The organism is Xanthomonas arboricola pv. juglandis, assembly GCF_905367715.1.
GTDB classification, from domain to species: Bacteria; Pseudomonadota; Gammaproteobacteria; order Xanthomonadales; family Xanthomonadaceae; genus Xanthomonas; species Xanthomonas arboricola.
Genome location: NZ_HG999362.1, coordinates 2256856 through 2278907 on the forward strand (window position 1 = coordinate 2256856; position 22052 = coordinate 2278907).

At 66.6% G+C, this 22052-nt stretch carries 22 protein-coding genes; 10 read left to right on the top strand and 12 right to left on the bottom strand.

The window, feature by feature from the left end; translation table 11 throughout:
• Nucleotides 1–177 precede the first annotated feature (177 nt).
• The 5 genes from mtnC to KHN93_RS09965 all read right to left on the bottom strand — a co-directional run bounded on the left by mtnC (nt 178) and on the right by KHN93_RS09965 (nt 5935).
• Nucleotides 178–876: an acireductone synthase gene (gene mtnC, locus KHN93_RS09945; protein ID WP_016904401.1), complete on the bottom strand. Its 699-nt coding sequence runs from the start codon at nt 874–876 to the stop codon at nt 178–180.
• 2 nt (nt 877–878) lie between these two features.
• Nucleotides 879–1445: a 1,2-dihydroxy-3-keto-5-methylthiopentene dioxygenase gene (locus KHN93_RS09950; RefSeq protein ID WP_212579508.1), complete on the bottom strand. Its 567-nt coding sequence runs from the start codon at nt 1443–1445 to the stop codon at nt 879–881.
• 11 nt (nt 1446–1456) lie between these two features.
• The gene (locus tag KHN93_RS09955) at nt 1457–2140 is read right to left on the bottom strand and encodes a methylthioribulose 1-phosphate dehydratase (protein ID WP_212579509.1); all 684 of its coding nucleotides are present in this window, start codon (nt 2138–2140) and stop codon (nt 1457–1459) included.
• 665 nt (nt 2141–2805) lie between these two features.
• Complete coding sequence (locus tag KHN93_RS09960) at nt 2806–4236, bottom strand: amino acid permease (RefSeq protein WP_016904398.1); 1431 nt, start codon at nt 4234–4236, stop codon at nt 2806–2808.
• A 226-nt stretch (nt 4237–4462) separates the two neighbouring features.
• The gene (locus KHN93_RS09965; protein ID WP_026064795.1) at nt 4463–5935 is read right to left on the bottom strand and encodes an amino acid permease; all 1473 of its coding nucleotides are present in this window, start codon (nt 5933–5935) and stop codon (nt 4463–4465) included.
• Between the two features lie 140 nt (nt 5936–6075).
• On the opposite strand from KHN93_RS09965, the gene KHN93_RS09970 reads away from it, so the two are divergent.
• Nucleotides 6076–6663: an NUDIX hydrolase gene (locus tag KHN93_RS09970; RefSeq protein ID WP_212579510.1), complete on the top strand. Its 588-nt coding sequence runs from the start codon at nt 6076–6078 to the stop codon at nt 6661–6663.
• 843 nt (nt 6664–7506) lie between these two features.
• On the opposite strand, the gene serA is transcribed toward KHN93_RS09970, so the two are convergent.
• Nucleotides 7507–8748, bottom strand: a complete 1242-nt coding sequence (serA, locus tag KHN93_RS09975) for a phosphoglycerate dehydrogenase (RefSeq protein WP_047125460.1) — start codon at nt 8746–8748, stop codon at nt 7507–7509.
• 208 nt (nt 8749–8956) lie between these two features.
• Between serA and KHN93_RS09980 the strand changes: the two genes are divergently transcribed.
• The 3 genes from KHN93_RS09980 to KHN93_RS09990 are packed head-to-tail and all read left to right on the top strand — an operon-like array spanning nt 8957 to nt 12565.
• The gene (locus KHN93_RS09980; RefSeq protein ID WP_212579511.1) at nt 8957–10375 is read left to right on the top strand and encodes an FAD-binding oxidoreductase; all 1419 of its coding nucleotides are present in this window, start codon (nt 8957–8959) and stop codon (nt 10373–10375) included.
• 34 nt (nt 10376–10409) lie between these two features.
• On the top strand, nt 10410–10709 hold the full coding sequence (locus KHN93_RS09985) for a DUF2388 domain-containing protein (RefSeq protein ID WP_024937732.1): 300 nt from the start codon (nt 10410–10412) through the stop codon (nt 10707–10709).
• Nucleotides 10706–12565 (top strand): DUF7844 domain-containing protein, encoded by a 1860-nt coding sequence (locus tag KHN93_RS09990; protein ID WP_104595552.1) that lies wholly within the window; start codon nt 10706–10708, stop codon nt 12563–12565. Before KHN93_RS09985 ends, KHN93_RS09990 begins: the two co-directional genes overlap by 4 nt.
• Before the next feature lie 328 nt (nt 12566–12893).
• On the opposite strand, the gene KHN93_RS09995 is transcribed toward KHN93_RS09990, so the two are convergent.
• The 5 genes from KHN93_RS09995 to KHN93_RS10015 all read right to left on the bottom strand — a co-directional run bounded on the left by KHN93_RS09995 (nt 12894) and on the right by KHN93_RS10015 (nt 16571).
• The gene (locus KHN93_RS09995) at nt 12894–13286 is read right to left on the bottom strand and encodes a hypothetical protein (RefSeq protein WP_104559287.1); all 393 of its coding nucleotides are present in this window, start codon (nt 13284–13286) and stop codon (nt 12894–12896) included.
• Entirely contained in the window at nt 13286–13852 is a 567-nt protein-coding gene (yeiP, locus tag KHN93_RS10000; protein ID WP_016904354.1) for an elongation factor P-like protein YeiP, read from the bottom strand. Before yeiP ends, KHN93_RS09995 begins: the two co-directional genes overlap by 1 nt.
• Before the next feature lie 114 nt (nt 13853–13966).
• Nucleotides 13967–14737: an SDR family NAD(P)-dependent oxidoreductase gene (locus tag KHN93_RS10005; protein WP_104595553.1), complete on the bottom strand. Its 771-nt coding sequence runs from the start codon at nt 14735–14737 to the stop codon at nt 13967–13969.
• Between the two features lie 143 nt (nt 14738–14880).
• Entirely contained in the window at nt 14881–15777 is an 897-nt protein-coding gene (locus KHN93_RS10010) for a hydroxymethylglutaryl-CoA lyase (protein WP_212579512.1), read from the bottom strand.
• The gene (locus KHN93_RS10015) at nt 15774–16571 is read right to left on the bottom strand and encodes an enoyl-CoA hydratase-related protein (protein ID WP_212579631.1); all 798 of its coding nucleotides are present in this window, start codon (nt 16569–16571) and stop codon (nt 15774–15776) included. Before KHN93_RS10015 ends, KHN93_RS10010 begins: the two co-directional genes overlap by 4 nt.
• Before the next feature lie 116 nt (nt 16572–16687).
• On the opposite strand from KHN93_RS10015, the gene KHN93_RS10020 reads away from it, so the two are divergent.
• The 6 genes from KHN93_RS10020 to KHN93_RS10045 all read left to right on the top strand — a co-directional run bounded on the left by KHN93_RS10020 (nt 16688) and on the right by KHN93_RS10045 (nt 21895).
• The gene (locus KHN93_RS10020; protein WP_016904358.1) at nt 16688–16936 is read left to right on the top strand and encodes a FeoA family protein; all 249 of its coding nucleotides are present in this window, start codon (nt 16688–16690) and stop codon (nt 16934–16936) included.
• Nucleotides 16933–18792 (top strand): ferrous iron transporter B, encoded by a 1860-nt coding sequence (gene feoB / locus KHN93_RS10025; protein WP_212579513.1) that lies wholly within the window; start codon nt 16933–16935, stop codon nt 18790–18792. Before KHN93_RS10020 ends, feoB begins: the two co-directional genes overlap by 4 nt.
• A 1-nt stretch (nt 18793) precedes the next feature.
• Entirely contained in the window at nt 18794–19048 is a 255-nt protein-coding gene (locus tag KHN93_RS10030) for a DUF6587 family protein (RefSeq protein ID WP_039521380.1), read from the top strand.
• A gap of 57 nt (nt 19049–19105) precedes the next feature.
• On the top strand, nt 19106–19606 hold the full coding sequence (locus KHN93_RS10035; RefSeq protein WP_102596978.1) for a hypothetical protein: 501 nt from the start codon (nt 19106–19108) through the stop codon (nt 19604–19606).
• 367 nt (nt 19607–19973) lie between these two features.
• Nucleotides 19974–21176: an aminotransferase-like domain-containing protein gene (locus KHN93_RS10040; RefSeq protein ID WP_104559291.1), complete on the top strand. Its 1203-nt coding sequence runs from the start codon at nt 19974–19976 to the stop codon at nt 21174–21176.
• Complete coding sequence (locus tag KHN93_RS10045; protein ID WP_212579514.1) at nt 21173–21895, top strand: MOSC domain-containing protein; 723 nt, start codon at nt 21173–21175, stop codon at nt 21893–21895. Before KHN93_RS10040 ends, KHN93_RS10045 begins: the two co-directional genes overlap by 4 nt.
• 43 nt (nt 21896–21938) lie before the next feature.
• Here the strand turns inward: KHN93_RS10045 and KHN93_RS21770 are convergent, their stop codons facing one another.
• Complete coding sequence (locus tag KHN93_RS21770) at nt 21939–22046, bottom strand: flagellar motor protein MotB (protein ID WP_386141927.1); 108 nt, start codon at nt 22044–22046, stop codon at nt 21939–21941.
• Nucleotides 22047–22052 lie beyond the last annotated feature (6 nt).

The window sequence follows — 22052 nt, forward strand, 5'->3', positions numbered from 1 at the left end:
AGTCTCGCCACTGCGCATCGTCGATGTCGGCTGACCCACGCCTGCAACGGCGCCGCGAGCGCGCCGTCAGGCAGGTGCGGACGGCGCGCTTGAACCGCAATACATCAGTAGCGCATGCAACGCCGAGTAACGACTGCGCTCACCCAAGGATGAGCGCAGCGGGCTTGCCGATCGCGCTTACAGCGCCAGCTCGGTGAAACTTTCCACGCGCTGGTGGCTGCCGATCTCGTCGGCCGAGCGTGGGGTGGGGTAGTCCTCAAGGCGGTCCAGCAGCGCGGTACGCATGCCGGCACGCTTGGCGGCGTCCAGCTCTTCGATCACGTCCGACAGGAACAGGATTTCGCCCGGCGGCACGCCGATGCGTTCGGCGATGCGGCGGTAGCTGGCGCTCTCGCGCTTGGGGCCGACCTCGGTATCGAACCAGTCGCTGATCAGCCCGCTCAGGTCGCCGGCATCGCTATGGGCGAAGAACAGCTTCTGCGCCGGCACCGAGCCGGACGAATACACGTACAGCGGAATGCCGGCCGCATGCCAGGCCTGCAGCTGGATCGCCGCATCGGCATAGATGTGCGCGGTGAAGTCGGCGGTCTTGTAGCCGTCGCTCCAGATCATCCCCTGCAACGCCTTGAGCGCTGTGTGCTTGCGATCCTCGTCGATCCAGGTCTGCAGGGTGCTGACCAGGACTTCGTCCGGCACGTCCTCGCCGATCTCGTCGGCCACCTGGTTAAGCCAGTGCCGCACCTGCGGGTGACCGCCGTGCTCCTGCACGTAGGCCGGCATGGCGCGGCGCGCATACGGAAACAACACGTCCTTGACGAACGAGATGCTGCTGGTGGTGCCTTCGATATCGGTGAGGATCGCTTGCGGTCGTGTCATCGTCAGCTGGCCTTTGGAGGTTTCTCGGGGGCGTAGCGGGGGAATTGTTGAGCGATTTCGGTGCCGGTGAAGTGGCCGACCCATCCATCGGGCTCGGTGAAGAAGCGGATCGCCACGAAGTGCGGCTCCGGCCCCATGTCGAACCAGTGCAGGGTGCTGTCGGGCACGGCGATCAGGTCACCCTTCACGCATTCGATCTCGTAGACCTTGTTGTCCACGTGCAGCGTGAACTGGCCCGAGCCGGCGACGAAGAAGCGCACCTCGTCTTCCTTGTGGAAGTGCTCGTCCAGGAACTTGGCGCGCATTTCCTCGCGCTTGGGATTGTCCGGCGCGATGCTGACCACATCGACGGTCTTCAGCCCGCGCTCGGCGCTGAGCCGCTCGATATCCTCGCGGTAGGCCGCCATCACCTGCTCGGGTGATGCGCCCGGCTCGATCGGCTGATTGGCCTTCCAGCGCTCGAAGGTCACGCCGATCTTGCTCAGCTCGGCAGCAATCTGCTCGCCGTCGCGGCTATCGAGCTGCGGCAGGTTGGGATCGGAATCGTTGTAGATGCGAAGTCGGCTCATGGCGATCTGGCTCACAAGGGAAGGGGGGAGGTGGCGAGGACTCGGCGCGGGCCGCGCAGCTTCAGCAGCTCGAGTTCGCAATGCAGCAGGAATTCGAAGGCCTCCAGGTGACGGCGCGCCTCGGCCATGTTGCGGCCCCAGGCATACAGACCGTGTCCTTCGATGAGATACCCCCACAGGCTCTGTTTGTCCAGCAGGGCCTCGACCTGCGCGGCCAGCACCTGCATGTCCTGCGTATTGGCGAACACCGGCACGTCCACTGCCGTTTCATGTGTGGTGTTGCCTTCGAAGGCTTTCAACAGCTCATAGCCCTCCAGCCGGATCATGCCGCTGCCGGCGTACAGCCGCGAGGCAATGGTCTGCACCGGCGAATGCGTGTGCAGCACGCAGCCGATCTCGGGGAAGCGGCGATACAGCTGGGTGTGCAGCAGCGTTTCCGCAGACGGGCGCAACGGACGGCCGACCGCCAGGCCATCGAAGTCCACCACCATGATGTCTTCTTCGACCAGGCGGCCCTTGTCGCGGCCGGACACGGTGATCGCCGCGTGCTGTTCGTCCAGGCGATGGGAGAAATTGCTGCTGGTGGCCGGCGTCCAGCCGGCCTGGGCCAGCTCGCGGATGTTGCCGATCAGCAGCTGCGCCAGCTCGTGCAGACGCGCGGCGCTATAGGGCAGGGGGGCAGTGGTCGCATTCATGGACCTATTCTACTGCCCCGCCGGATTACGGTCAGGTGCAGCGCAGCAGGGTTTTGTCCCGCCACGGCCGTACCCAGAGCGGCCGACAAAACGTGAGGAGCGCGCGCCTGGCAGTGAGCGCGAGGGTTTTGTCAGTCGTCTGTTGTTGGATGCAGTCAGAAGCCCAGGTCAGATGCCTGGTTGGTCGAGGGCGCGGTGCCCTCACCGCCCGCGGGACACGCCGCAAGTACATCCATGTAGGCTCGGTGGCGGCATCCATGCCGCCACACGGTCCCGCAATCGGCGAGGCCACCGCACCAGAGAGTGAATCGGTGGTCGTGTGAAAGCTGCTTGTTGCTCGGGTTGAATCGGGAGGCGGATCGGAAGCGATGCGATCCGAGCAACACACTGCATGCTCTGCTCGCAACCCTGCGTACCGACTATCTCGACAGGTCCTTGCCCGCCCACCGTCGCGGGACCTTACGCGGCATGGATGCCGCGTAAGAGCCTACACGGACGTACTTGCGGCGTGTCCTGCGATGGTGGGCGGGCAAGGACCCTGCAGCCAAGCCGCAGACCAGCACCCACCAACCAACCAAGCTACAGATCAGCCCGCGCAGATCAGCCGCTCTGCGATAGACCGGCGCGCAGGCGTTCTATCGGCCGCTCTCAGCCCACGCGTGTGATCAACGACCGTCGCGCAGACGGCTGTGGCGATAGCCGTAGCCGAAATAGACCACCAGCCCGACCAGCGTCCACACCCCCATCAACATCCAGTTGTGCAGGGTCATCGCCGACAGCAGGGCCAGGCAGCTCAACACGCCAGCGCTGCAGATCAGCCAAGCCACCGGCATGCGGAACGGACGCGGCAGTTCCGGGTGGGTGCGGCGCAGGATCAGCACGCCGGCGCACACCGCGGCGAACGCGATCAGCGTGCCCATCGAGGTCAGCTCGCCCAGCACATCCAGCGGGAACACCGCTGCCAGCAGGGCGATGCCCACGCCGGTGATCACGGTATTGACGTGCGGGGTGCGGTACTTGGGATGGATGCGAGTGAAGATCGACGGCAGCAGCCCGTCGCGCGCGATGATCATGAAGATGCGCGGCTGGCCGATGATCATCACCAGCACCACCGACGACAGCCCGATCAGCGCGCCGACTTCCACCACCACGCGCAACCAGGCCAGCTGCGGATGCGCCGCCACCGCGGTCACCACCGGCTCGTCGGTGCCGAGCAGGGTGTAGGGCACCAGGCCGGTCATCACGGCCGCCATGGCGATGTAGAGCACGGTGCAGATGACCAGCGACAGGATCATGCCGATCGGCAGGTCGCGTTGCGGGCGGTGCGACTCCTGCGCCGCCACCGACACCGCCTCGAAGCCGATATAGGCAAAGAACACCATCGCCGCGCCGCGCAGCACGCCTTCCATGCCGTACTTGCCCGGACCCTCGTTGGCCGGAATGAACGGGTGCCAATTGGCGGTATCCACGTACTTCCAGCCCACCGCGATCACCAGCAGGATCAGCCCGGTCTTGAGGATCACCATCGCCATGTTCATCGCCGACGACTTGCGGATGCCCACGTAGCACAGCCAGGTCAGCAGCAGCACGATACCGGCGGCGGGCAGGTTGGCGATTGCGCCGGTGCGCTGCAGCTTGCCGTCCAGCGGCGCGCTGACCAGGGCGGCCGGCAGGTGGATGTTGAAATGTTCCAGCAAGCTGAGGAAATAGCCGGTCCAGCTGACCGCCACCGCCGAGGCGGACACGCCGTACTCCAGCACCAGCATCCAGCCGATAAACCAGGCCGCCAGTTCGCCGAAGGTGGCATAGGTATAGGTGTAGGCGCTGCCGGATACCGGCACCATCGCCGCGAACTCGGCGTAGGCCATTGCGCAGAACGCGCAGCACACCGCGGCCAGCACGAACGACAGCATGATCGCCGGGCCGGCGTGATCGGCAGCGGCCTGACCGGTGATGACGAAAATGCCGCCGCCGATCACCGCCCCGATGCCCAGGGCGGTCAGCCCCCAGGGCCCGAGTGCGCGTTGCAGGCCTAGCCCGTCGGCCGCCTCGTGGCTGGCGTGCGGGTGCTTGGTGGCCCAGAGTTGCTTGAACATGCAGCGGTTCCTGTTGAATCCCTGCACGTGGCGGTGCGGGCGTGTGCGAGATGTGCGGGCTGTTGCGAGGTACTCGTGTCGTCAAATCCCCGCACACGGATGTGCGGGCTGTTGCGAAGTACTCGTGTTGTCAAATCCCCGCACATGGATGTGCGGGCTCTTGCGAGGGACTCATGTTGTCAAATCCCCGCACATGGATGTGCGGGCTCTTGCGAGGGACTCGCAGTTACGCCTTGCGGGCCAGCCGGCTATGGCGAATGCCATAACCGAAATAGATGACCAGGCCGATCATGGTCCAGCCCACGAACACCTTCCAGTGTTCCTGGAAGGCCTGGAAGAACAGGAACAGGCAGGCCAGCGCGCCCAGCGGGCAGATCAGCATCGCCAGCGGCACCCGGAACGGGCGCGGCAGATCCGGCTTGGTGAAACGCAGCACCATGACCCCGGCGCACACGGTGGCAAAGGCGAGCAGGGTGCCCATCGACACCAGTTCGCCCAGCACGCTGAGCGGGATCAACCCGGCCAGCAGCGCCGCGACCACGCCGACGAAGATTGTCCCGACATAGGGGGTATGAAACTTCGGATGCACCTTGCCGAACAGTCGGGGCATCAACCCATCCTTGGCCATGGTGTAGAAGATGCGCGGCTGCGCCATCAGCATCACCAGCACCACCGAGGACAGGCCGGCGATCGCACCGATCTCCACCGCGGTCTTGAGCCAGGTCAGTTGCGGGTGCGCTTCCAGCGCCGTGGCCACCGGCTTGGCGGTGCCGAGCTGGGTATAGGGCAGCAAGCCGGTCAGCACCGCGCAGACAATGATGTAGATGACGGTGCAGACCGCCAGCGATACCAGAATGCCGATCGGCATGTTCTTCTGCGGATCCTTGGTCTCGCCGGCGGAGGTGGAGACCGCGTCGAAGCCGATGTAGGAAAAGAACACGATGGATGCGGCGCGGAACACGCCGTCCCAGCCGAACTGGCCCGGCCCGGTGTTTTCGGGGATGAAGGGGTGCCAGTTGGCCGGGTCGATGTAGGCGATACCGAAACCGACGAACAGGCAGATCACCACCACCTTGATCGCCACCACGATGGCGTTGGCAAACGCCGACTGGGTGACGCCGACATAGCACAGCATGCTCACCGCAGCCACGATCAGCACGGCCGGCAGGTTGATGAGGTTGCCGGAGCTGACAAAGTTGTGGCCGTCCCAGGCCAGTGGCGCCCCGGCCAGCTCGGCCGGGAACGGCAATCCAAGCGTGCCGGTCAGGAAACTGATCAGGTAGGCGGACCAGCCGACCGCAACGCTGGAGCCGGCGAACAGGTATTCCAGCACCAGGCACCAGCCGATGAACCAGGCGATGCCCTCGCCGAGGGTGGCATATGAATACGAGTAGGCGCTGCCGGAGACCGGCATCATCGCCGCGAACTCCGCGTAGCACAGGCCGGCGAATGCACAGGCGATGCCGGCGAACACGAAGGACAGCATCACCGCCGGGCCGGCGTGGTTGGCAGCGGCCTGGCCGGTCAACACGAAGATGCCGGCGCCGATCACCGCACCGATGCCGAGCATGATCAGGTGCTTGGCGGTGAGGGTGCGTTGCAGGGTGGCTTCGCCTTGCAGGCTGCCTTCGACCGGTTCGCCCCCATCGACATGTCCAGCGGGCTCGATCGGTTTGACCCTCAACAGAGACTTCAGCATTCGGTACATCCCTAAGTGGCAACTAAGGCGCGCGCGCCTGGGCGAAGGTGGTGCGCCGCATCCCGGTGGGACAGGCAAGCGGCCTACCTTGCCAAAGCTACACGCTCACGACAAGCACGTACGCAGCATGAATGGCGATAATGGCCGCCTGGCCCGCGACGGGCGACCGGGAACGACAGATGGTGGATGCAACCCTGCAACAGCGATTGGCCGACTACCGCGCACGCTGGCCTGACGAGGCGGAGCTGGCCGAGCAGTTCGCGCAACTGCTGGACGATGCCACCAACCCGTTCCTGCGTGAGCGTGTCGAAGGTCATTTCACCGGCTCGGCGTGGGTGGTCAGCGCCGATGGCACGTGCACGTTGCTGACCCATCACCGCAAGCTGCAACGCTGGCTGCAGCTGGGCGGGCACGCCGACGGCGACCGCGACCTGGCGCAGGTGGCCTTGCGCGAGGCGCAGGAGGAATCCGGATTGACCGGCTTGCGCCTTACTGACGCGGCCATTTTTGACCTGGACCGGCACTGGATTCCCGCGCGTGGCGAGGTGGCCGGGCACTGGCATTACGACGCGCGCTATGTGGTGATGGCTGGGGCGGACGAGGCATTCGAAGTCAGCGAAGAATCGCTGGCCCTGGCGTGGCGCCCGGTCGCCGAACTGCTTGCCGATCCGCAACTGGATCCGTCGATGCGGCGCATGGCCGAGAAGTGGGTGGCGCGCGCGCGTTGAGCAGCTTGTCAAAGCCCCTTTCGTCGGGGCGATAAGACACTGCTTGCGCGCCACTGGCGCGCTCGCCGCAAGCGCGGGCACTACGCCTGGTACTTGCCGGCTTCGGTGGGCGGCAGCAGCGCGGCCGGCGATCGGCTGCTCGGCTCGGTCAGACATCCTGTCTGACTCGCCGCCGCGGCACGTCCTTGTGCCGCTTTCCGCCAATCCCCGGTCACGCTGCTGCCTCGGCCATTCGCTGTCATGACCTTGGAAGTAGTGGGTGAGTGATGAGACGTTTTTTCATGCTCAGGTCTGCGAATCAAAGCCCCGCTCCCGTGGGGGCGAGCAGGCGCAGCTTGCGCGCCACGAGCGCGGCCCGGCCTGTCGCCTAGCGGCTTCGGTGGGCGGCAGCAGCGCGGCCGGCGATCGGCTGCTCGGCTCGGTCAGACATCCGGTCTGACTCGCCGCCGCGGCACATCCTTGTGCCGCTTTCCGCCAATCCCCGGCCACGCTGCTGCCTCGGCCATTCGCTGTCATGGCGCCTTGGAAGCATTGAGTGCGTGATGAGACGTTGCCTAAACGCTTACGTCTGCGAATCAAAGCCCCGCTCCTGTGGGGGCGAGCAGGCACAGCTTGCGCGCCATGGGAGCGCGTGCCTGGGAGCGCCCGCGCCGCAAGCGCGGGCCGGGGCGCGGGGGGAAGTACAGCCAGGCATCGGCTGCCAGTTTACGAGTCACCCTTACTGGCGCGGGGCGACGCGTTTGCCACGGCAGACGCGCCGAAGTTGGCCGCAGCGCCCCTCATCCGGCCCTTCGGGTCACCTTCTCCCGTTGGGAGAAGGGATCACCTCAGTACAACGTCCGCTCAGTACAAAATGCGCGTCCGCAAGGTCCCTTCGATCAAGGCCAGGCCTTCCTTCAGTGCGGTGGCCTGCGCCTCGCTGGCGCTGACGTCGATCACCACGTAGCCGACCTTGGGATCGGTGCGCAGGAACTGGCCGTCGATGTTGACGTTGTGGCGCGAGAACAGTTCGTTGATCTTTGACAGCACGCCCGGGACGTTGCGGTGGATATGTAGCAGACGCAGGCTGTCGGGGTGCTCGGGCAGGGTGACCTCGGGGAAGTTCACCGCCGACAGGGTGCTGCCGTTGTCGCTGTAGCGCACCAGCTTGGCGGCCACTTCGACGCCGATATTGTCCTGCGCTTCCAGCGTGCTGCCGCCGACGTGCGGGGTCAGGATCACGTTGTCGTGTGCGGTCAACTTTGATTCGAACGCATCGCCATTGCCCTTGGGCTCGATCGGGAACACATCCACCGCCGCGCCGCCGATCTGGCCCGAGCTCAGTGCCGCGTCCAGTGCGTCGATGTCGATCACCGTGCCGCGCGAGGCGTTGATCAGGTGCGCGCCGTGCTTCATGCGCGCGATCTCCGCCGCGCCGATCATGTCCTTAGTCGACGGCGTCTCCGGCACATGCAGGGTCACCACATCCGAGCGTGCCAGCAGGTCGTCCAGATCGATCGCCGCACGCGCGTTGCCCAGCGACAGCTTGGTTTCGATGTCGTGGAAGATCACCTGCATGCCCAGGGACTCGGCCAGCACGCCGACCTGGGTGCCGATATGCCCGTAACCGACGATGCCCAGCACCTTGCCGCGCGTTTCGTGGCTGCCGGCGGCCGACTTCGACCACCCGCCGCGATGGCATTCGGCGTTCTTCTGCGGGATGCCGCGCAACAGCAGGATCGCCTCGGCGATGACCAGCTCGGCCACGCTGCGGGTATTGGAGTAGGGCGCGTTGAACACCGGGATGCCGGCCAGCTCGGCTGCGTCCAGATCGACCTGGTTGGTGCCGATGCAGAAGCAGCCCACTGCGATCAGCCGCTTGGCATGCGCCAGCACCTCGGCGCTCAACTGCGTGCGCGAGCGGATGCCGACGATATGTGCCTCGGCGATGCGCGCGATGAGCTCGTCTTCCGGCAACGACTTGGCGTGCAGTTCGATCTGCGAATAACCGGCGGCGCGGAACACATCCACGGCAGTCTGGCTGATGCCTTCCAGCAACAGGACGCGGATGTCCTGCTTGGGAAACGAGGTTCTCTTCGGCGACATGGGGGAGCGCATTGCAGCAATCGGGTCGGCAACTATGCCAGATGGGCCGTGCGATGGGGCGCCCGCAACGCAGTGTTTGCGCAGGCTAAGTCCTTGCGGTGCAACGGTTTCAGCTGAATCCAACGCGGTGGCGGCGCCGCGAGGTGCAACTGGACGAGGCTGGCGCGCACTGGCACGCTGTGCGGTTCCTACTGCAGCGCCGTGTGCCATGACCGATCCCCGCATCCTTTCGTTGCAACAGGCCGTGCCCGCGTTGCGTTTGAAGACCGAGCCGGCCGACCTGGAACACTACGGCCGCGACTGGACGCGGCGCTGGACGCCGAACCCGCTGGCGATCGCCTTGCCTGGTGCGGTGGACGAGGTGCAGGCGGTGCTGCGCTGGGCCAATGCGAACGCGGTTGCAGTAGTGCCCTCGGGTGGGCGCACCGGCTTGTCCGGCGGTGCGGTGGCTGCCAACGGCGAGCTGGTGCTGAGCCTGGAGCGCCTGAACAAGCCGCTGGAGTTCAATGCAGTGGATCGCACGCTCACCGTCCAGGCCGGCATGCCGCTGGAAGCGGTGCACAATGCCGCGCGCGAGCATGGTCTGGTGTATCCGGTGGATTTCGCCGCGCGCGGTTCGTGTTCGATCGGCGGCAACATCGCCACCAATGCCGGCGGCATCCGCGTGATCCGCTACGGCAATACCCGCGACTGGGTCGCCGGCCTGAAGGTGGTCACCGGTGCCGGCGAACTGCTGGAGCTCAACAACGCGCTGGTGAAGAATTCCAGCGGCTACGATTTCCGCCATTTGATGATCGGCTCCGAAGGCACGCTCGGCGTCGTGGTCGAAGCGACATTGCGACTGACCGACCCGCCGCCGCCCAGCAACGTGATGTTGCTGGCGCTGCCTTCATTCGAGGTGCTGATGCAGGTGTTTGCCGCGTTCCGCGCGCAGCTGCGGCTGGAGGCATTCGAATTTTTCACCGACCGCGCGCTCGAACACGTGCTGGCGCACGGCGCGCAGGCACCGTTTGCCGAGGTGCATCCGTATTACGTGGTCACCGAATTCGCTGCCGGCGACGAGGCGCAGGAAGCCGCAGCGATGGCGGCATTCGAGACCTGCATGGAGCAGGGCTGGGTCAGCGACGGGGTGATCAGCCAGAGCGATGCGCAGGCCGCGCAACTGTGGCGACTGCGCGAAGGCATCACCGAAGCGCTGGCGCGCTACACGCCGTACAAGAACGACGTGTCGGTGCGCATCTCGGCGATGCCGGAGTTCCTGGCCGAAACCCAGGCGTTGCTGCACGATGCGTATCCGCATTTCGATGTGGTGTGGTTCGGCCATATCGGCGATGGCAACCTGCATATCAATGTGCTCAAGCCCGATGGCACCAGCCAGGCCGATTTCGTGGCGGCCTGCGATCAGGTGACCAAGTTGCTGGCGCAGGCCTTGCAGCGTTTTGGCGGCAGCATCTCTGCCGAACACGGCATCGGCCTGGTCAAGAAAGCCTACCTGTGGAGCACGCGCTCGGCCGAGGAGATCGCCTTGATGCGCGGGATCAAACATGTGCTCGATCCTCATCTTTTGCTGAATCCCGGCAAGCTGTTCGAGATGGACGACGCGCCTGCCGCCATGCGTGCCGGTTAGTCTTTCACCACCTTCACATGGAATCGATACGCCAATGATGCGCTCCCTCGTGTTTTGCGCTTTGACGCTGCTGCCGCTGGCGGCCTTCGCATCCAGCCTGGCCGGAACCTCGGCGGGTGCATCGTCGGCCGGTTCGTCCAATTCCTCCGGCAGCAGTTCCGGCGACGACAAGGTGGTGGCCGACGCACGCGAAGATGCCGCCGGCTTCGTCGCCAGCGATGGCGCGATCCGCGGCGCGCGGCTGGAAGCGGCGCTGCTGCAATTGCGTAGCCGTAGCGATGCGGCGCGGCTGTCCAGCGACCTGGAACTGGCGCAGTCCATTCTGGCCCAGTGAGTTCTCCTCGCCGGTGCTGGTGGCTGTGGTTGGCCGCAGCGATCGCACCGGCGGCGCAGGCCGAATTACGCGTCGATGTCGATCCGCAGGGCCTGTCTGCGGCGGAGATCGACACCACGCACGCATTGGTGAAACAGGTGGCGCAGCGTCTGCCGCCTGCCTGGATGCAGCGTATCGACGCACCGATCCAGCTGCAGTGGCGCACGGACTTACCGGCACACGTGCATGGCCGCGCGATCGGCCGGCGCATCCTGCTCGATCGTGCGCTGCTGGATGCCTGGAGCGCGCAGGCGACGGCCACGCAGACCGACCCCGAGGCACCGGCCATGCGCGCGGCAATGGCCGCCGTGGTGCATGAACTGGCGCATGTGCTGGACCGCGGTGCGCACGGCGGCCTGTCGCGCGACCCGCGACTGCGCGATCTGGCCGGCTGGCAGGTGCGTCCCTGGCGGATCGGGCGCGGCGCAAACCGGTTCAGCGATCGCAGCCCCGACGATTACGAGCGGCGCAGCCCAGCCGAATTTGTCGCGGTGAATCTCGAACACTACGTGCTCGATGCCGACTATCACTGCCGGCGTCCGGCGCTGGCCGCCTGGTTCGCCGAGCAGGTCGGTGGCATGCCCGATGCAACGCATTGCGAGACGACGTTGCCGTACCTGCAGGCCGACAACGATGCCGGCGCGATGTCGCTGCTGGCACTGGATCCAGCGCGTGTGTACGCGGTGGACTACTTGCTGGCCGAGGGCAATGAGCAGCCGATGAGCCGCTGGGGCCACAGCATGCTGCGTCTGGTGATCTGTGCCCCGGGCCGCGCGCCTGGCCCCGATTGCCGTCTGGATCTGCAGTATCACCGCGTGCTGTCGTTCCGCGCCTTCGTCGGCGATGTGCAGATTTCCAGCTGGCGCGGGCTGACCGGCTCGTATCCCTCGCGGTTGTTCGTATTGCCGTTGAATCAGGTCGTGGACGAATACACCAAGGTGGAGCTGCGCGCGCTGTCGTCGGTGCCGCTGACACTGACGCGCGGGGAGATCGCCGCGCTGCTCGCACGCGCCGCGCAGGTGCATTGGAGTTACGACGGCCGCTACTACTTCATCGGCAACAACTGCGCGGTGGAGACCTTCAAGCTCCTGCACGACGGCGTGCCGCGGCTTGCCGCGGCCGGGCTGTCGTCGATCACCCCGCGTGGTGTGAGGCAGCGCTTGCAGCGCGCCGGCGTCGCCGACATGCAGGTGCTGGACGACCCTGCGCAGGCGATTCGCCAGGGCTATTACTTCGAGTCGGCGGCGGCGCATTACCAGACCATGTTCGATGTGATCCGCCGCGGCCTGCCGGTGCCGCAGACCAGCGTGGAGCAATGGCTGGACGCGCGCGCGGACGCGCGTGCGCAGTGGTTCGACCGCGGCGGTCTACGCGAGACCGCTGCAGCGTTGTTGCTGGAACAGGCCGCGTTGCGCCGTCAGGAGTTGCTGGCACGCGATGCGCTCAAGCGCCTGCTGACACCCGGCGCGGCCGGGCGTGACTCGGTGCAGGGTCAGCTGCAGTCGCTGTTCGCGCGGCAGGCCCAGCTCAGTCACCCGGCCACGCTGTTGGGCAGCGCCGGCTACGGACTGCCGCAAGCAGACGAGCGGCAGGACCTGAGCGTGCGCGTGGCGCAGGAAACCGGCGTACTGGTCGACGGCTGGAAACAACTGCAGGCGCTGGGGCGGCAGCAACTGCCGGCCGACGTCCGCACTGAATTGGAGCAGGGCGAGGCGAATGTGCAGCGCCTGCGCGCACGCCTGCGCGAGCTAGCGCGCGGTGATGCGGCTGCCGACAAAGTGCAGTCGGAGATGGGTGTACCTCTGCAGGCGCAATAGCGATTCGGACCACGCCGGGGGGCGGTACCAGCCGCTCTCCCTACGGGGCGAGAAGGCACGGCTTGCGCGCCATTGGCGCGTGTGGCTTGGAGCGCCCGCGCTGCTAGCGCGGGCCGGGGCGCGGAGCGGGGGAGGGTACGGGCCGAAGCTCTCGTATAGGTCCAACTGCACGAGGCTTCGCCCGTACCCTTATCCGGCGCTTTGCGCCACCTTCTCCCGATGGGAGAAGGTAGGCGCTGTGGCCTGCAGCTGTAAGTCCCAGTCCCCAGTGCTCCGGCCCGGGACGACGCATTGCACAGCTGGCACCTATCACACCAGCCGACGCACCTCAGCCAGCCGGTTGCAGATCCGCCTGCACCGAATACTTGCGCAGCCAGTCGCTGACCCGCGCGTTGTTGCGGTATTGCTTCAGTAGCTTTGCAAGCCGTGCCGGTGCCGGCGTGCAGAATTGCGCGATGGCCACTTCGATCTCGTGGCGACGATCAGCGTCGTACGGCTCCTCACCCGCGAAGTGCTCGCAGGTGTCGTAGTCCTCCACCAGCGTGCGCACATCCTCCGGCATGCCGCACAGGCCGGGCGGATGTTGCAGCCACTCCTCGTCCACCTTGGCATCGGTGCAGGCCACCGGCGCAGGTGCGGGCGTGGATGTCGGCGCCGGGGCTGGTTGCGCCGTGCAGGCGCCCAGCAGCCCCAGCGTCACCACAACGACCAGCTTGCGCATCAGTCGGCGCGGCCTGCGAATTCGCCGGTGGTGGTGTTGACCAGCACGCGCTCACCGTTGGTGATGTACTCGGGCACCATGATTTCCAGGCCGGTATTGAGCTTGGCCGGCTTGGGCCGCTTGGTGGCGGTGCCGCCCTTGAGTTCGGGCGGGGTTTCGACCACTTCCAGCGTCACCGTCTGCGGCAGTTGCACGGCCACCGGCTGGTCGTCGATCACCTGCACGTAGATGCCGGTCAGCCCGTCGATGATGTAACCGGCATCGGTGCCGATCACGTCCGCATCCAGCGTATACGGGGTGAAGTCCTCGTCGTCCATGAACACGAACGCCTCGCCATCCTTGTACGAAAATGTCGACAGGCGACGCAGCAACTCCACTTCCGGCAGGTTGTCGTCGGCGTCGAAGCTGGCGTCCAGCTTGGCGCCACCGGGCACGCTGTACATGATGAAGCGGAAGCGCACGTTGCCACCGCGGCCCTGCGGCGAACTGCGCTCGATGTCGCGGATCTGGTAGATGCCGCCGTTGTATTCGACGACGTTGCCTTTCTTGATGTCGTTAGCTTTCATGGAATGAGTCAGGGATTGGTGATTTGGGATTAGGGATTGGCAAAGCAGAGCTGGAGCGGGCGGGCAGGGCAGTAGTGCTGTTACGAATCCCCAATCCCGACGCACCAATCCCCGCTACTTCGGCGCCAACCGCACGCCGCCGTCCAGGCGAATCACATCGCCATTGAGATAGCGATTGCGCAGGATGAAGGCGACGGTGTCGGCGTATTCGTCGGGTTGGCCCAGACGCGAGGGGAACGGGATCGCCGCGGCCAGCGATTGCTGCACCGCCTCGAGCATGCCGTCCACCATCGGGGTCCAGAACACGCCCGGTGCGATCGTCATCACGCGGATGCCAAAGCGCGCCAGCTCGCGCGCCATCGGCAAGGTCATGCCGACCACGCCCCCCTTGCTGGCGGCATAGGCGGCCTGGCCGATCTGGCCTTCGTAGGCGGCCACCGAGGCGGTGTTGATGATCACGCCGCGCTCGCCATCGTCGCCGGCACTGTTGTGCTGCATCACATCGGCCGCGGCCTTGGCCACGTTGAAGCTGCCGACCAGGTTGACCAGCACGGTGGTGCGGAAGGTCGCCAGCGGCATCGGCGCTTCCTTGCCGAGCACGCGGCCCGAGCCGAGGATGCCGGCGCAGTTCACCGCCAGGTTGAGCCCGCCCAGCGCCTGCGCGGCCTGCGCCACGTTGGCGGCGACCTGCGCCTCGTCAGTGACGTCGGTGGCGAAATACTGCGCCTTGCCGTCACCGAGCAGCGCCAGCGCCGCCTCGGCCTTGTCGGCGTTGACGTCGAACAGGGCGACCTTGCCGCCGTCGGCCACGATGCGCTGCGCCACGGCCAGGCCCAGGCCGGAAACGCCGCCGGTGACGATGGCAAGAACAGAAGAAGGCTGCATGCGGTGGTTCCTTGGAAATCCTGGAAGCCGGTGGATGCCGGCAGGCGAACGGGTGACGACGCAGCCGGCGATTCTAGCCGAAGCGTCTGTGCGCCCGCCCTGGAAGATGCGCGGGCGTGGAGGCGGCGTGCGGGACTAAAATCTCAGCCGGCGGCCGCCAAGGCCTTGCCGACCTTGCTGCCGGTCTCGCGACCCAGCAGCTGCGCCAGCCAGCGGCCGGTGCGGGCGAGGGTGGGCAGGTCGATGCCGGTCGGCATGCCCAGCCCATGCAGCAGATACACCACATCTTCGCTGGCGACATTGCCGCTGGCGCCCTTGGCGTAGGGGCAGCCGCCGGCACCGGACACCGCCGCATCGACCACGCGCACGCCTTGCTCCAGGCAGGCGGCGATGTTGGCCAGTGCCTGGCCGTAGGTGTCGTGGAAGTGCACGGCCAATGCCGGCATCGGGACCGCCTGCGCCACCGCAGCCAGCATCTGGCGTGCCTTGGCCGGGGTGCCGACGCCGATGGTGTCGCCCAGCGAAATCTCGTAGCAGCCCAGTGCGTACAGCCGTTGCGCGACATCGACCACATCCGCCACCGGCACCGCGCCCTGATACGGGCAGCCCAGCACGGTGGAGACGTAACCGCGCACGCGCACGCCGTCGAGCGCGGCCTGTTCCAGGATCGGCCGAAAGCGCGCGATCGATTCGTCGATGCCGGCGTTGGTATTGGTGCGATTGAAGGCCTCCGACGCCGCGGTGAACACCGCCACCTCCTGCGCACCGGCGGCGCGTGCGCGCGCATAGCCCTGCAGGTTCGGCACCAGCACCGGATAGGCGATGCCCGGCGCCTGGGTGATGCCGGCGAACACCTCGGCCGCATCGGCCAGTTGCGGCACCCAGCGCGGGCTGACGAAGCTGGTCGCCTCGATGCTGCGCAGCCCGGTCGCGGAGAGTTGATCGATCAAGGCGATCTTGTCGGCGGTGGCGATCGGCGTCGCTTCGTTCTGCAGGCCATCGCGCGGTCCGACCTCGACAATGCGGACGAAGTCGCTCACGCCGCGCCCTCCGGCACCCAGGCCGGGCTGCGCTTGTCGAGGAAGGCGCCCAGGCCTTCCTGGCCTTCTGGGGAAACGCGCAGGCGCGCGATCCACGCGGCATTGGCAGCGTCGATGGCGTCACGGTCGATCGGTGGCAGCACCGCGCGCACCAGCGCCTTGGCGCTGGCTGCGGCCAATGGCGCGGCCGCCAGCAACAGGCGGACCTGGCGCTCCACCGCGATATCCAGTTGGTCGGCGGCCACCAGTTGATGCAACAGGCCCAGCAGCTGCGCGGTGGCCGCGTCGAAGATCTCGGCAGTGGCGAACCAGCGCCGTGCCTGGCGCGCGCCGATCGCTGCGATCACATACGGCGAAATCACCGCCGGCAGCAGGCCGAGCTTGCTCTCGGTCAGCCCGAAGCGCGCCTCGGTGCAGCCGATGGCGATATCGCAGCACGCCACCAGGCCCACGCCGCCGCCGAACGCCGCGCCGTTGACGCGCGCGATGGTCGGCTTGGGCAACTCGTCCAGCGTGCGCATCAAACGCGCCAGGGCGAGCGCATCGGCCGCGTTGTCGGCCTCGCTGGCACCGGCCATGCCGCGCATCCAGTTAAGGTCGGCGCCCGCGGAGAACGCAGCGCCGGCACCGGTGATCACGACGACGCGGATCTGCGCCGCCCGGCCGGCCTGCTGCAAGGCGTCGGTGAGCGCGCCGATCAAGGTCGCATCGAAGGCGTTGTGCACCGTTGGGCGGTTCAGTCGCAACGTGCGGACCGCTCCCTGGTCCTCCACGATCAAGCCGGTGTCCTGCATTGCGTCAACGTCCATGAATGGGATGCGAACCATGATAGCGGCACGGGTCGGCTGAGCCATGACGCGGTGCGTCGATGCTAGAATTGAGAACCATTCCTAACAATCAGGCCGTCTTTGTGACGCTGTCCGACATGCCCTTGCATCGCGCCGCCATCGTGGATTCCGTGGAGGATCGCCTCCCCAACGACACGATCGCCCGGCGTCTGCGCGAACTGGGCTTTGTCGCCGGCGAAGAAGTCACGGTGCTGGCGACCGGGCCGGTCGGGCGCGAACCGCTGCTGGTACAGGTCGGTTACACCCGGTTCGCTCTGCGCCGTAGCGAGGCCGCACGCGTGCAGGTACGCGTCGATGGAGCACAGGCATGAGCGTGGCAAGCGTTCCGTTGCGGCTGGCGCTGGTGGGCAATCCCAACAGCGGCAAGACCGCGCTGTTCAATCAGCTGACCGGTAGCCGGCAGAAGGTCGCCAACTACACCGGCGTCACCGTCGAACGCAAGGAAGGGCAGTTCCGCGCGCCGTCCGGGCGCGACTTCGCGGTGCTGGATCTGCCCGGCGCCTACAGCCTGCAGCCGGCCAGCCTGGACGAGGCGATCACCCGCGACCTGTGCCGTGGCTTCTACCCCGGCGAACCGGCACCGGACGTGCTGGTCTGCGTGATGGATGCGACCAACCTGCGCCTGCATCTGCGCTTTGCGCTGGAGCTGCGCGAGCTGGGCCGGCCGATGATCGTGGCCTTGAACATGGTCGATGCGGCGCAGCGGCGCGGCATCGTCATCGACCTGCCGGCGCTGGAACAGGCGCTCGGGGTGCCGGTGGTGGAAACCGTGGCGGTACGCCGCGGCGGTGCCAAGGCGCTGGTCGAGCGCATCGACGCGCAGGCCGCGCGCCTGGCGGCACCGAGCGCCACGTCGCCTGCCGATGGCAACTACCATGCGCAGGTGCGACAGATCCTGAGTGCGGCGGTGACCATGCCGACGCGGACCTCGCGCGTGGACGATGCGCTGGACCGCTGGCTGCTGCACCCGCTCTGGGGCCTGGTCACGCTGGCGGTGGTGATGTTCCTGATCTTCCAGGCGGTGTATGCCTGGGCCAATCCAGTGATGGACCTGATCGATGCCGGCACCGCGATGCTGGGCGAGTGGGCGGGCACCACGCTGCCGGAGGGCCCGCTCAACAGCCTGCTCAAGGACGGCATCATCACCGGCCTGGGAGGGGTGATCAAATTCCTGCCGCAGATCCTGATCCTGTTCGCCTTCATCCTGGCGCTGGAGGAGTCCGGCTACCTGCCTCGCGCGGCCTTCCTGCTCGACCGCATGATGTCTGCCGCCGGCTTGTCCGGGCGCTCATTCATTCCGTTGCTGTCGAGCTTTGCCTGTGCAGTGCCGGGCATCATGTCCACCCGCAGCATCCAGGACCCACGCGATCGGCTCGCCACCATCATGGTCGCGCCATTGATGACGTGTTCGGCGCGCCTGCCGGTATATGCCTTGCTGATCGGTGCCTTCATCCCGCAGAAGACCGTGTGGGGCATCTTCAATCAGCAGGGCCTGATCCTGTTCGGGCTGTATGCCGCGGCCATCGTCAGTGCGCTGCTGGTGTCGTGGACAATGAAGAAGTGGCGCCGCGACAAGAGCGAGCACCCGCTGATGCTGGAGCTGCCGTCGTATCGCCTGCCGCATCTGCCCGACCTGGCGCTGGGACTGTGGGAGCGTGCGCTGATCTTCCTCAAGCGCGTCGGCGGCATCATTCTGGCGCTGACCATCCTGCTGTGGTTCCTGCTGTCGTTTCCGGCTGCGCCGGCCGACGCCACCTTGCCGGCGATCGATTACAGTTTCGCCGGGCGCATCGGCCATGCGATGGCGATCTTCTTCGCGCCGCTGGGCTTCAACTGGCAGATCTGCATCGCGCTGATCCCCGGCCTGGCCGCGCGCGAAGTGGCGGTGGCCTCGCTGGCAACCGTGTACGCGCTGTCGGCTGCCGACGACGATGCCGCCGCGCAGGCCTTGTCGCCGCTGATCAGTGATGGCTGGTCGCTGGCCACCGCGCTGTCGCTGCTGGTCTGGTACATCTACGCGCCGATGTGCATCTCCACGCTGGCCACGATCAAGCGCGAAACCAACTCGTGGAAGCAGATGACGATCAGCGCGGTGTACCTGTTCGCGCTGGCCTACCTGGCCTCGCTGGTGACCTACCAGCTGGCCGTGCTGCTGGGAGCCGGCTGAAGTGGATCTGTCACTTACGCTGCAATACCTGGTCATCGCGCTGGCGGTGTTGCTCAGCCTGTGGGTGGTGATGAAGAAGCAGTTCCCTGGCACGCTGCGGCGTCTGCGCGGCGCAGTGGCGATCGGCCTGCTGCGCGATGGGCGGCCTGCGTGGATGCGGGCGCTGGGCCGCCGCGTGGCACCGCCGGCCGCGCAGAACGCCGCGGCCTGCGGTGGTTGCGACAGCTGCGGGCCGGCGCCGCCACGTCGTCACTGATCCATCGCATCCCTTACACTTGCGCGGCCGCAGGACGCGGTGATGCAGGGGGCGCAGATGCGGTTGTTGGTGTTATTGGCAGTCCTGGCGGCGGTTGCCGGCATTTATAACTACGGTGGCAACGCGCTGGACGAAGCGCAGGTGCGCGATTTCTACGCCGCGCACGACAAGGCCATGCTCGGTCAGGACGGCGAAGCGCTGTGCGCGATGACCGCGCCGGCGTTCGAAATGGTGGTGCTGTACCGCATGGATTCGCACCAGAAGCGGCAGACCACCACGCGCGAGCAGTACTGCAAATCCAATGGCGAATGGGCGCAGGTGCTGCGTCAGATGCGTCATGTGGCCAACCCGGAAGAGGTGATCGACTACAAACAGTCGATCACCAGGATCGAGATTGCTGCCGATGAGGCCTCAGCCATGGTCGAGACGCGTGCCACGCTCGGCTTGCCGGGCTTGCGCATGACCTTCCGCTCGCGCGACAAGCTGGTCCGCAAGCGCTGGAAGACCTTGATCGAACGCAGCGAAGGCACTGCCTGGGTCGGCCCGGCGTACGACTGAACGCCGTCGGCACGATTGCTGCCGCATTGTCGTGCCGGCACCATCGATGCGCAGAAGGGCGGCCTGTGATCGGTACGCGCTGCCCTGGCTCGCGGCCCAGCCGATTTGCGCAGGTAACCCGCGTCGACAGAAACAGGTGACATCCTGTGCAGTGGGATACGCGTGTAGCGATTGCCTTGCCGGCTGGCATCGGCGCCAGTGCATCGGCATCACTGCAGCGCGTGTTCGTTAGCGCCGCCGCAACCCAGGCGAGCGTCGTGACGCGTGGCGATGGTCGGTGCAGCAGCGATACCGTCATTGACCGGGTTGCGTCGTCGACGCTGCAGTGCACAGCGCGTCGGCCACGGGCCTTCGCTATGCTTGCGCGATGACGACCTCCTTCCAGATCTCCCGACGTGCGCAGGCGCTGACCAGTTCGGCGATTCGCGAAATCCTCAAGGTGACCGAGCGGCCGGAGGTGATTTCCTTCGCCGGCGGGCTGCCGTCGCCGGCCACCTTTCCGGTGGAGCGCATGCGCGCGGCCAGCGATCAGGTGCTGCGCGATGCGCCGCAGGCCGCGCTGCAATACGGCCCCACCGAAGGCTATGCGCCGCTGCGCGAATGGGTGGCCGCACGCCTGAGCCGTGACGGCGCCAGCATCCGGCCCAGCCAGGTGTTGATCACCACCGGTTCGCAGCAGGGTCTGGACCTGCTCGGCAAGGTCTTCATCGACGAAGGCAGCAAGGTGCTGGTGGAAACGCCGAGCTACCTGGGCGCGCTGCAGGCGTTCTCGCTGTTCCAGCCGAGCTTTATCGGCATGCCCTCGGACGAGGACGGGGTGGTGGTGGACGCGCTGGATCCTGCAGTGCTGGCCGATGCGCGCTTTCTGTATTGCCTGCCGAATTTCCAGAACCCCACCGGTCGCCGGCTGCCGCTGGCGCGCCGTCAGGCCCTGGTGGCGCGGGCGGCGGAGGCGGGCGTGCCGATCGTCGAAGACGATCCGTATGGCGAGCTGTATTACAGCGGCCAGCCGCTGCCGAGCCTGCTGTCGCTCAACCCGGAGGGCGTGATCTACATGGGCTCGTTCTCCAAGGTGCTCGCACCCGGGTTGCGGCTGGGCTATGTGGTCGCGCCCGAAGCGGTGCTGGGCAAGCTGATCCAGGCCAAGCAGGCAGCCGATCTGCATACGCCCTCGTTCACCCAGCGCGTGGTCCACCAGACGTTGCAGGACGATTTCCTAGACACGCACATCCCGCAGATCCGCGCGCTGTATGCGCGTCAATGCAGCCTGATGCTGGAGGCACTGGATCGGCATTTCCCGCCCCAGGTGCAATGGAATCGCCCCGAAGGCGGCATGTTCCTGTGGGTGACCCTGCCGCCCGGGCTGGATGGCACCGCGCTGCTGGCGCGTGCGATCGCGCGCAATGTGGCATTCGTGCCGGGCGCGCCGTTCTACGCCACCTTGCCGCAGGTCAATACCTTGCGGCTGTCTTTCGTCACCGTGCCTGGCGACAGGATCGACGCCGGCATCCAGGTCCTGGGTGAAGTGCTACGCGAGGCGCTGGCCGAATTGCCCGGGCAGGGCGCGTGAGTACGCAGACCGCTGGCGTGCAGGCGCCTGTGCTTGCGACCACCATCGACAGCATTGCGATCGGCATCGCACGCGACTTCACCCGGCCCGGTAGCCGCAGCGCGATCGACAAGCGGGTGGTGGACGGCATGGTGCACGTCGGTCCCGACGGTCTGTACGGCGACGAGCAGGGCGACCGGCGTGTGCATGGCGGGCCGGACAAGGCGATCCATCACTATCCCCGTGAGCACTACGCCGCCTGGCAGGCCGAGCTCGGTGCGCATGCGTTGCTGGAGACGGCCGGCGCATTCGGCGAGAACCTGAGCAGCCTCGGCCTTACCGAAGCCGACGTCTGCCTGGGCGATCGCTTTGCATTGGGTACGGCGGTGGTGGAGGTGTCGCAGCTGCGTCAGCCATGCTGGAAGCTGTCCGACCGTTTCGGCCTGCGCGACATGGCGCGCCGCGTGCAGGACACCGGCCGCACCGGCTGGTACTACCGAGTGCTGCAGCCCGGCGACGTTGCAGCCGGCGACACGCTGACACTGCAGCAGCGACCGCATCCGCAATGGACGCTGTCGCGCCTGCAACAGCTGCTGTATGCGCGCGATGTCGACGTCGCCGCCATTACCGAGGTGCTGCAGCTGCCGCTGGTGCCGTCATGGCAGGCGCTGTTCGAACGCCGCCTGCAACGCCGCGAAATAGAGAGCTGGAGCAAGCGCCTGCACGGCGCAGCCGACTGAGAGCGGTCAACACCATTGCGCGCGATCAAAGGCCGCAGCCGCGCTAGCTGCAGGGCTGAGATTTGGGATTAGGGAGTCGGGATTGGGGAATCGCGGTCACGAAGTCGGCAAACGCCACCTTCCAGGCGCCGCCATGATGGCCGTATGCCATGCGTCC

Excerpts from the sequence above, each read along its gene's own strand:
- mtnC (WP_016904401.1), bottom strand. The coding sequence starts at position 876 with ATGACACGACCGCAAGCGATCCTCACCGATATCGAAGGCACCACCAGC.
- KHN93_RS09950 (WP_212579508.1), bottom strand. The coding sequence starts at position 1,445 with ATGAGCCGACTTCGCATCTACAACGATTCCGATCCCAACCTGCCGCAG.
- KHN93_RS09955 (WP_212579509.1), bottom strand. The coding sequence starts at position 2,140 with ATGAATGCGACCACTGCCCCCCTGCCCTATAGCGCCGCGCGTCTGCAC.
- KHN93_RS09960 (WP_016904398.1), bottom strand. The coding sequence starts at position 4,236 with ATGTTCAAGCAACTCTGGGCCACCAAGCACCCGCACGCCAGCCACGAG.
- KHN93_RS09965 (WP_026064795.1), bottom strand. The coding sequence starts at position 5,935 with ATGCTGAAGTCTCTGTTGAGGGTCAAACCGATCGAGCCCGCTGGACAT.
- KHN93_RS09970 (WP_212579510.1), top strand. The coding sequence starts at position 6,076 with ATGGCCGCCTGGCCCGCGACGGGCGACCGGGAACGACAGATGGTGGAT.
- serA (WP_047125460.1), bottom strand. The coding sequence starts at position 8,748 with ATGTCGCCGAAGAGAACCTCGTTTCCCAAGCAGGACATCCGCGTCCTG.
- KHN93_RS09980 (WP_212579511.1), top strand. The coding sequence starts at position 8,957 with ATGACCGATCCCCGCATCCTTTCGTTGCAACAGGCCGTGCCCGCGTTG.
- KHN93_RS09985 (WP_024937732.1), top strand. The coding sequence starts at position 10,410 with ATGATGCGCTCCCTCGTGTTTTGCGCTTTGACGCTGCTGCCGCTGGCG.
- KHN93_RS09995 (WP_104559287.1), bottom strand. The coding sequence starts at position 13,286 with ATGCGCAAGCTGGTCGTTGTGGTGACGCTGGGGCTGCTGGGCGCCTGC.
- yeiP (WP_016904354.1), bottom strand. The coding sequence starts at position 13,852 with ATGAAAGCTAACGACATCAAGAAAGGCAACGTCGTCGAATACAACGGC.
- KHN93_RS10005 (WP_104595553.1), bottom strand. The coding sequence starts at position 14,737 with ATGCAGCCTTCTTCTGTTCTTGCCATCGTCACCGGCGGCGTTTCCGGC.
- KHN93_RS10015 (WP_212579631.1), bottom strand. The coding sequence starts at position 16,571 with ATGCAGGACACCGGCTTGATCGTGGAGGACCAGGGAGCGGTCCGCACG.
- feoB (WP_212579513.1), top strand. The coding sequence starts at position 16,933 with ATGAGCGTGGCAAGCGTTCCGTTGCGGCTGGCGCTGGTGGGCAATCCC.
- KHN93_RS10035 (WP_102596978.1), top strand. The coding sequence starts at position 19,106 with ATGCGGTTGTTGGTGTTATTGGCAGTCCTGGCGGCGGTTGCCGGCATT.
- KHN93_RS10040 (WP_104559291.1), top strand. The coding sequence starts at position 19,974 with ATGACGACCTCCTTCCAGATCTCCCGACGTGCGCAGGCGCTGACCAGT.
- KHN93_RS21770 (WP_386141927.1), bottom strand. The coding sequence starts at position 22,046 with ATGGCATACGGCCATCATGGCGGCGCCTGGAAGGTGGCGTTTGCCGAC.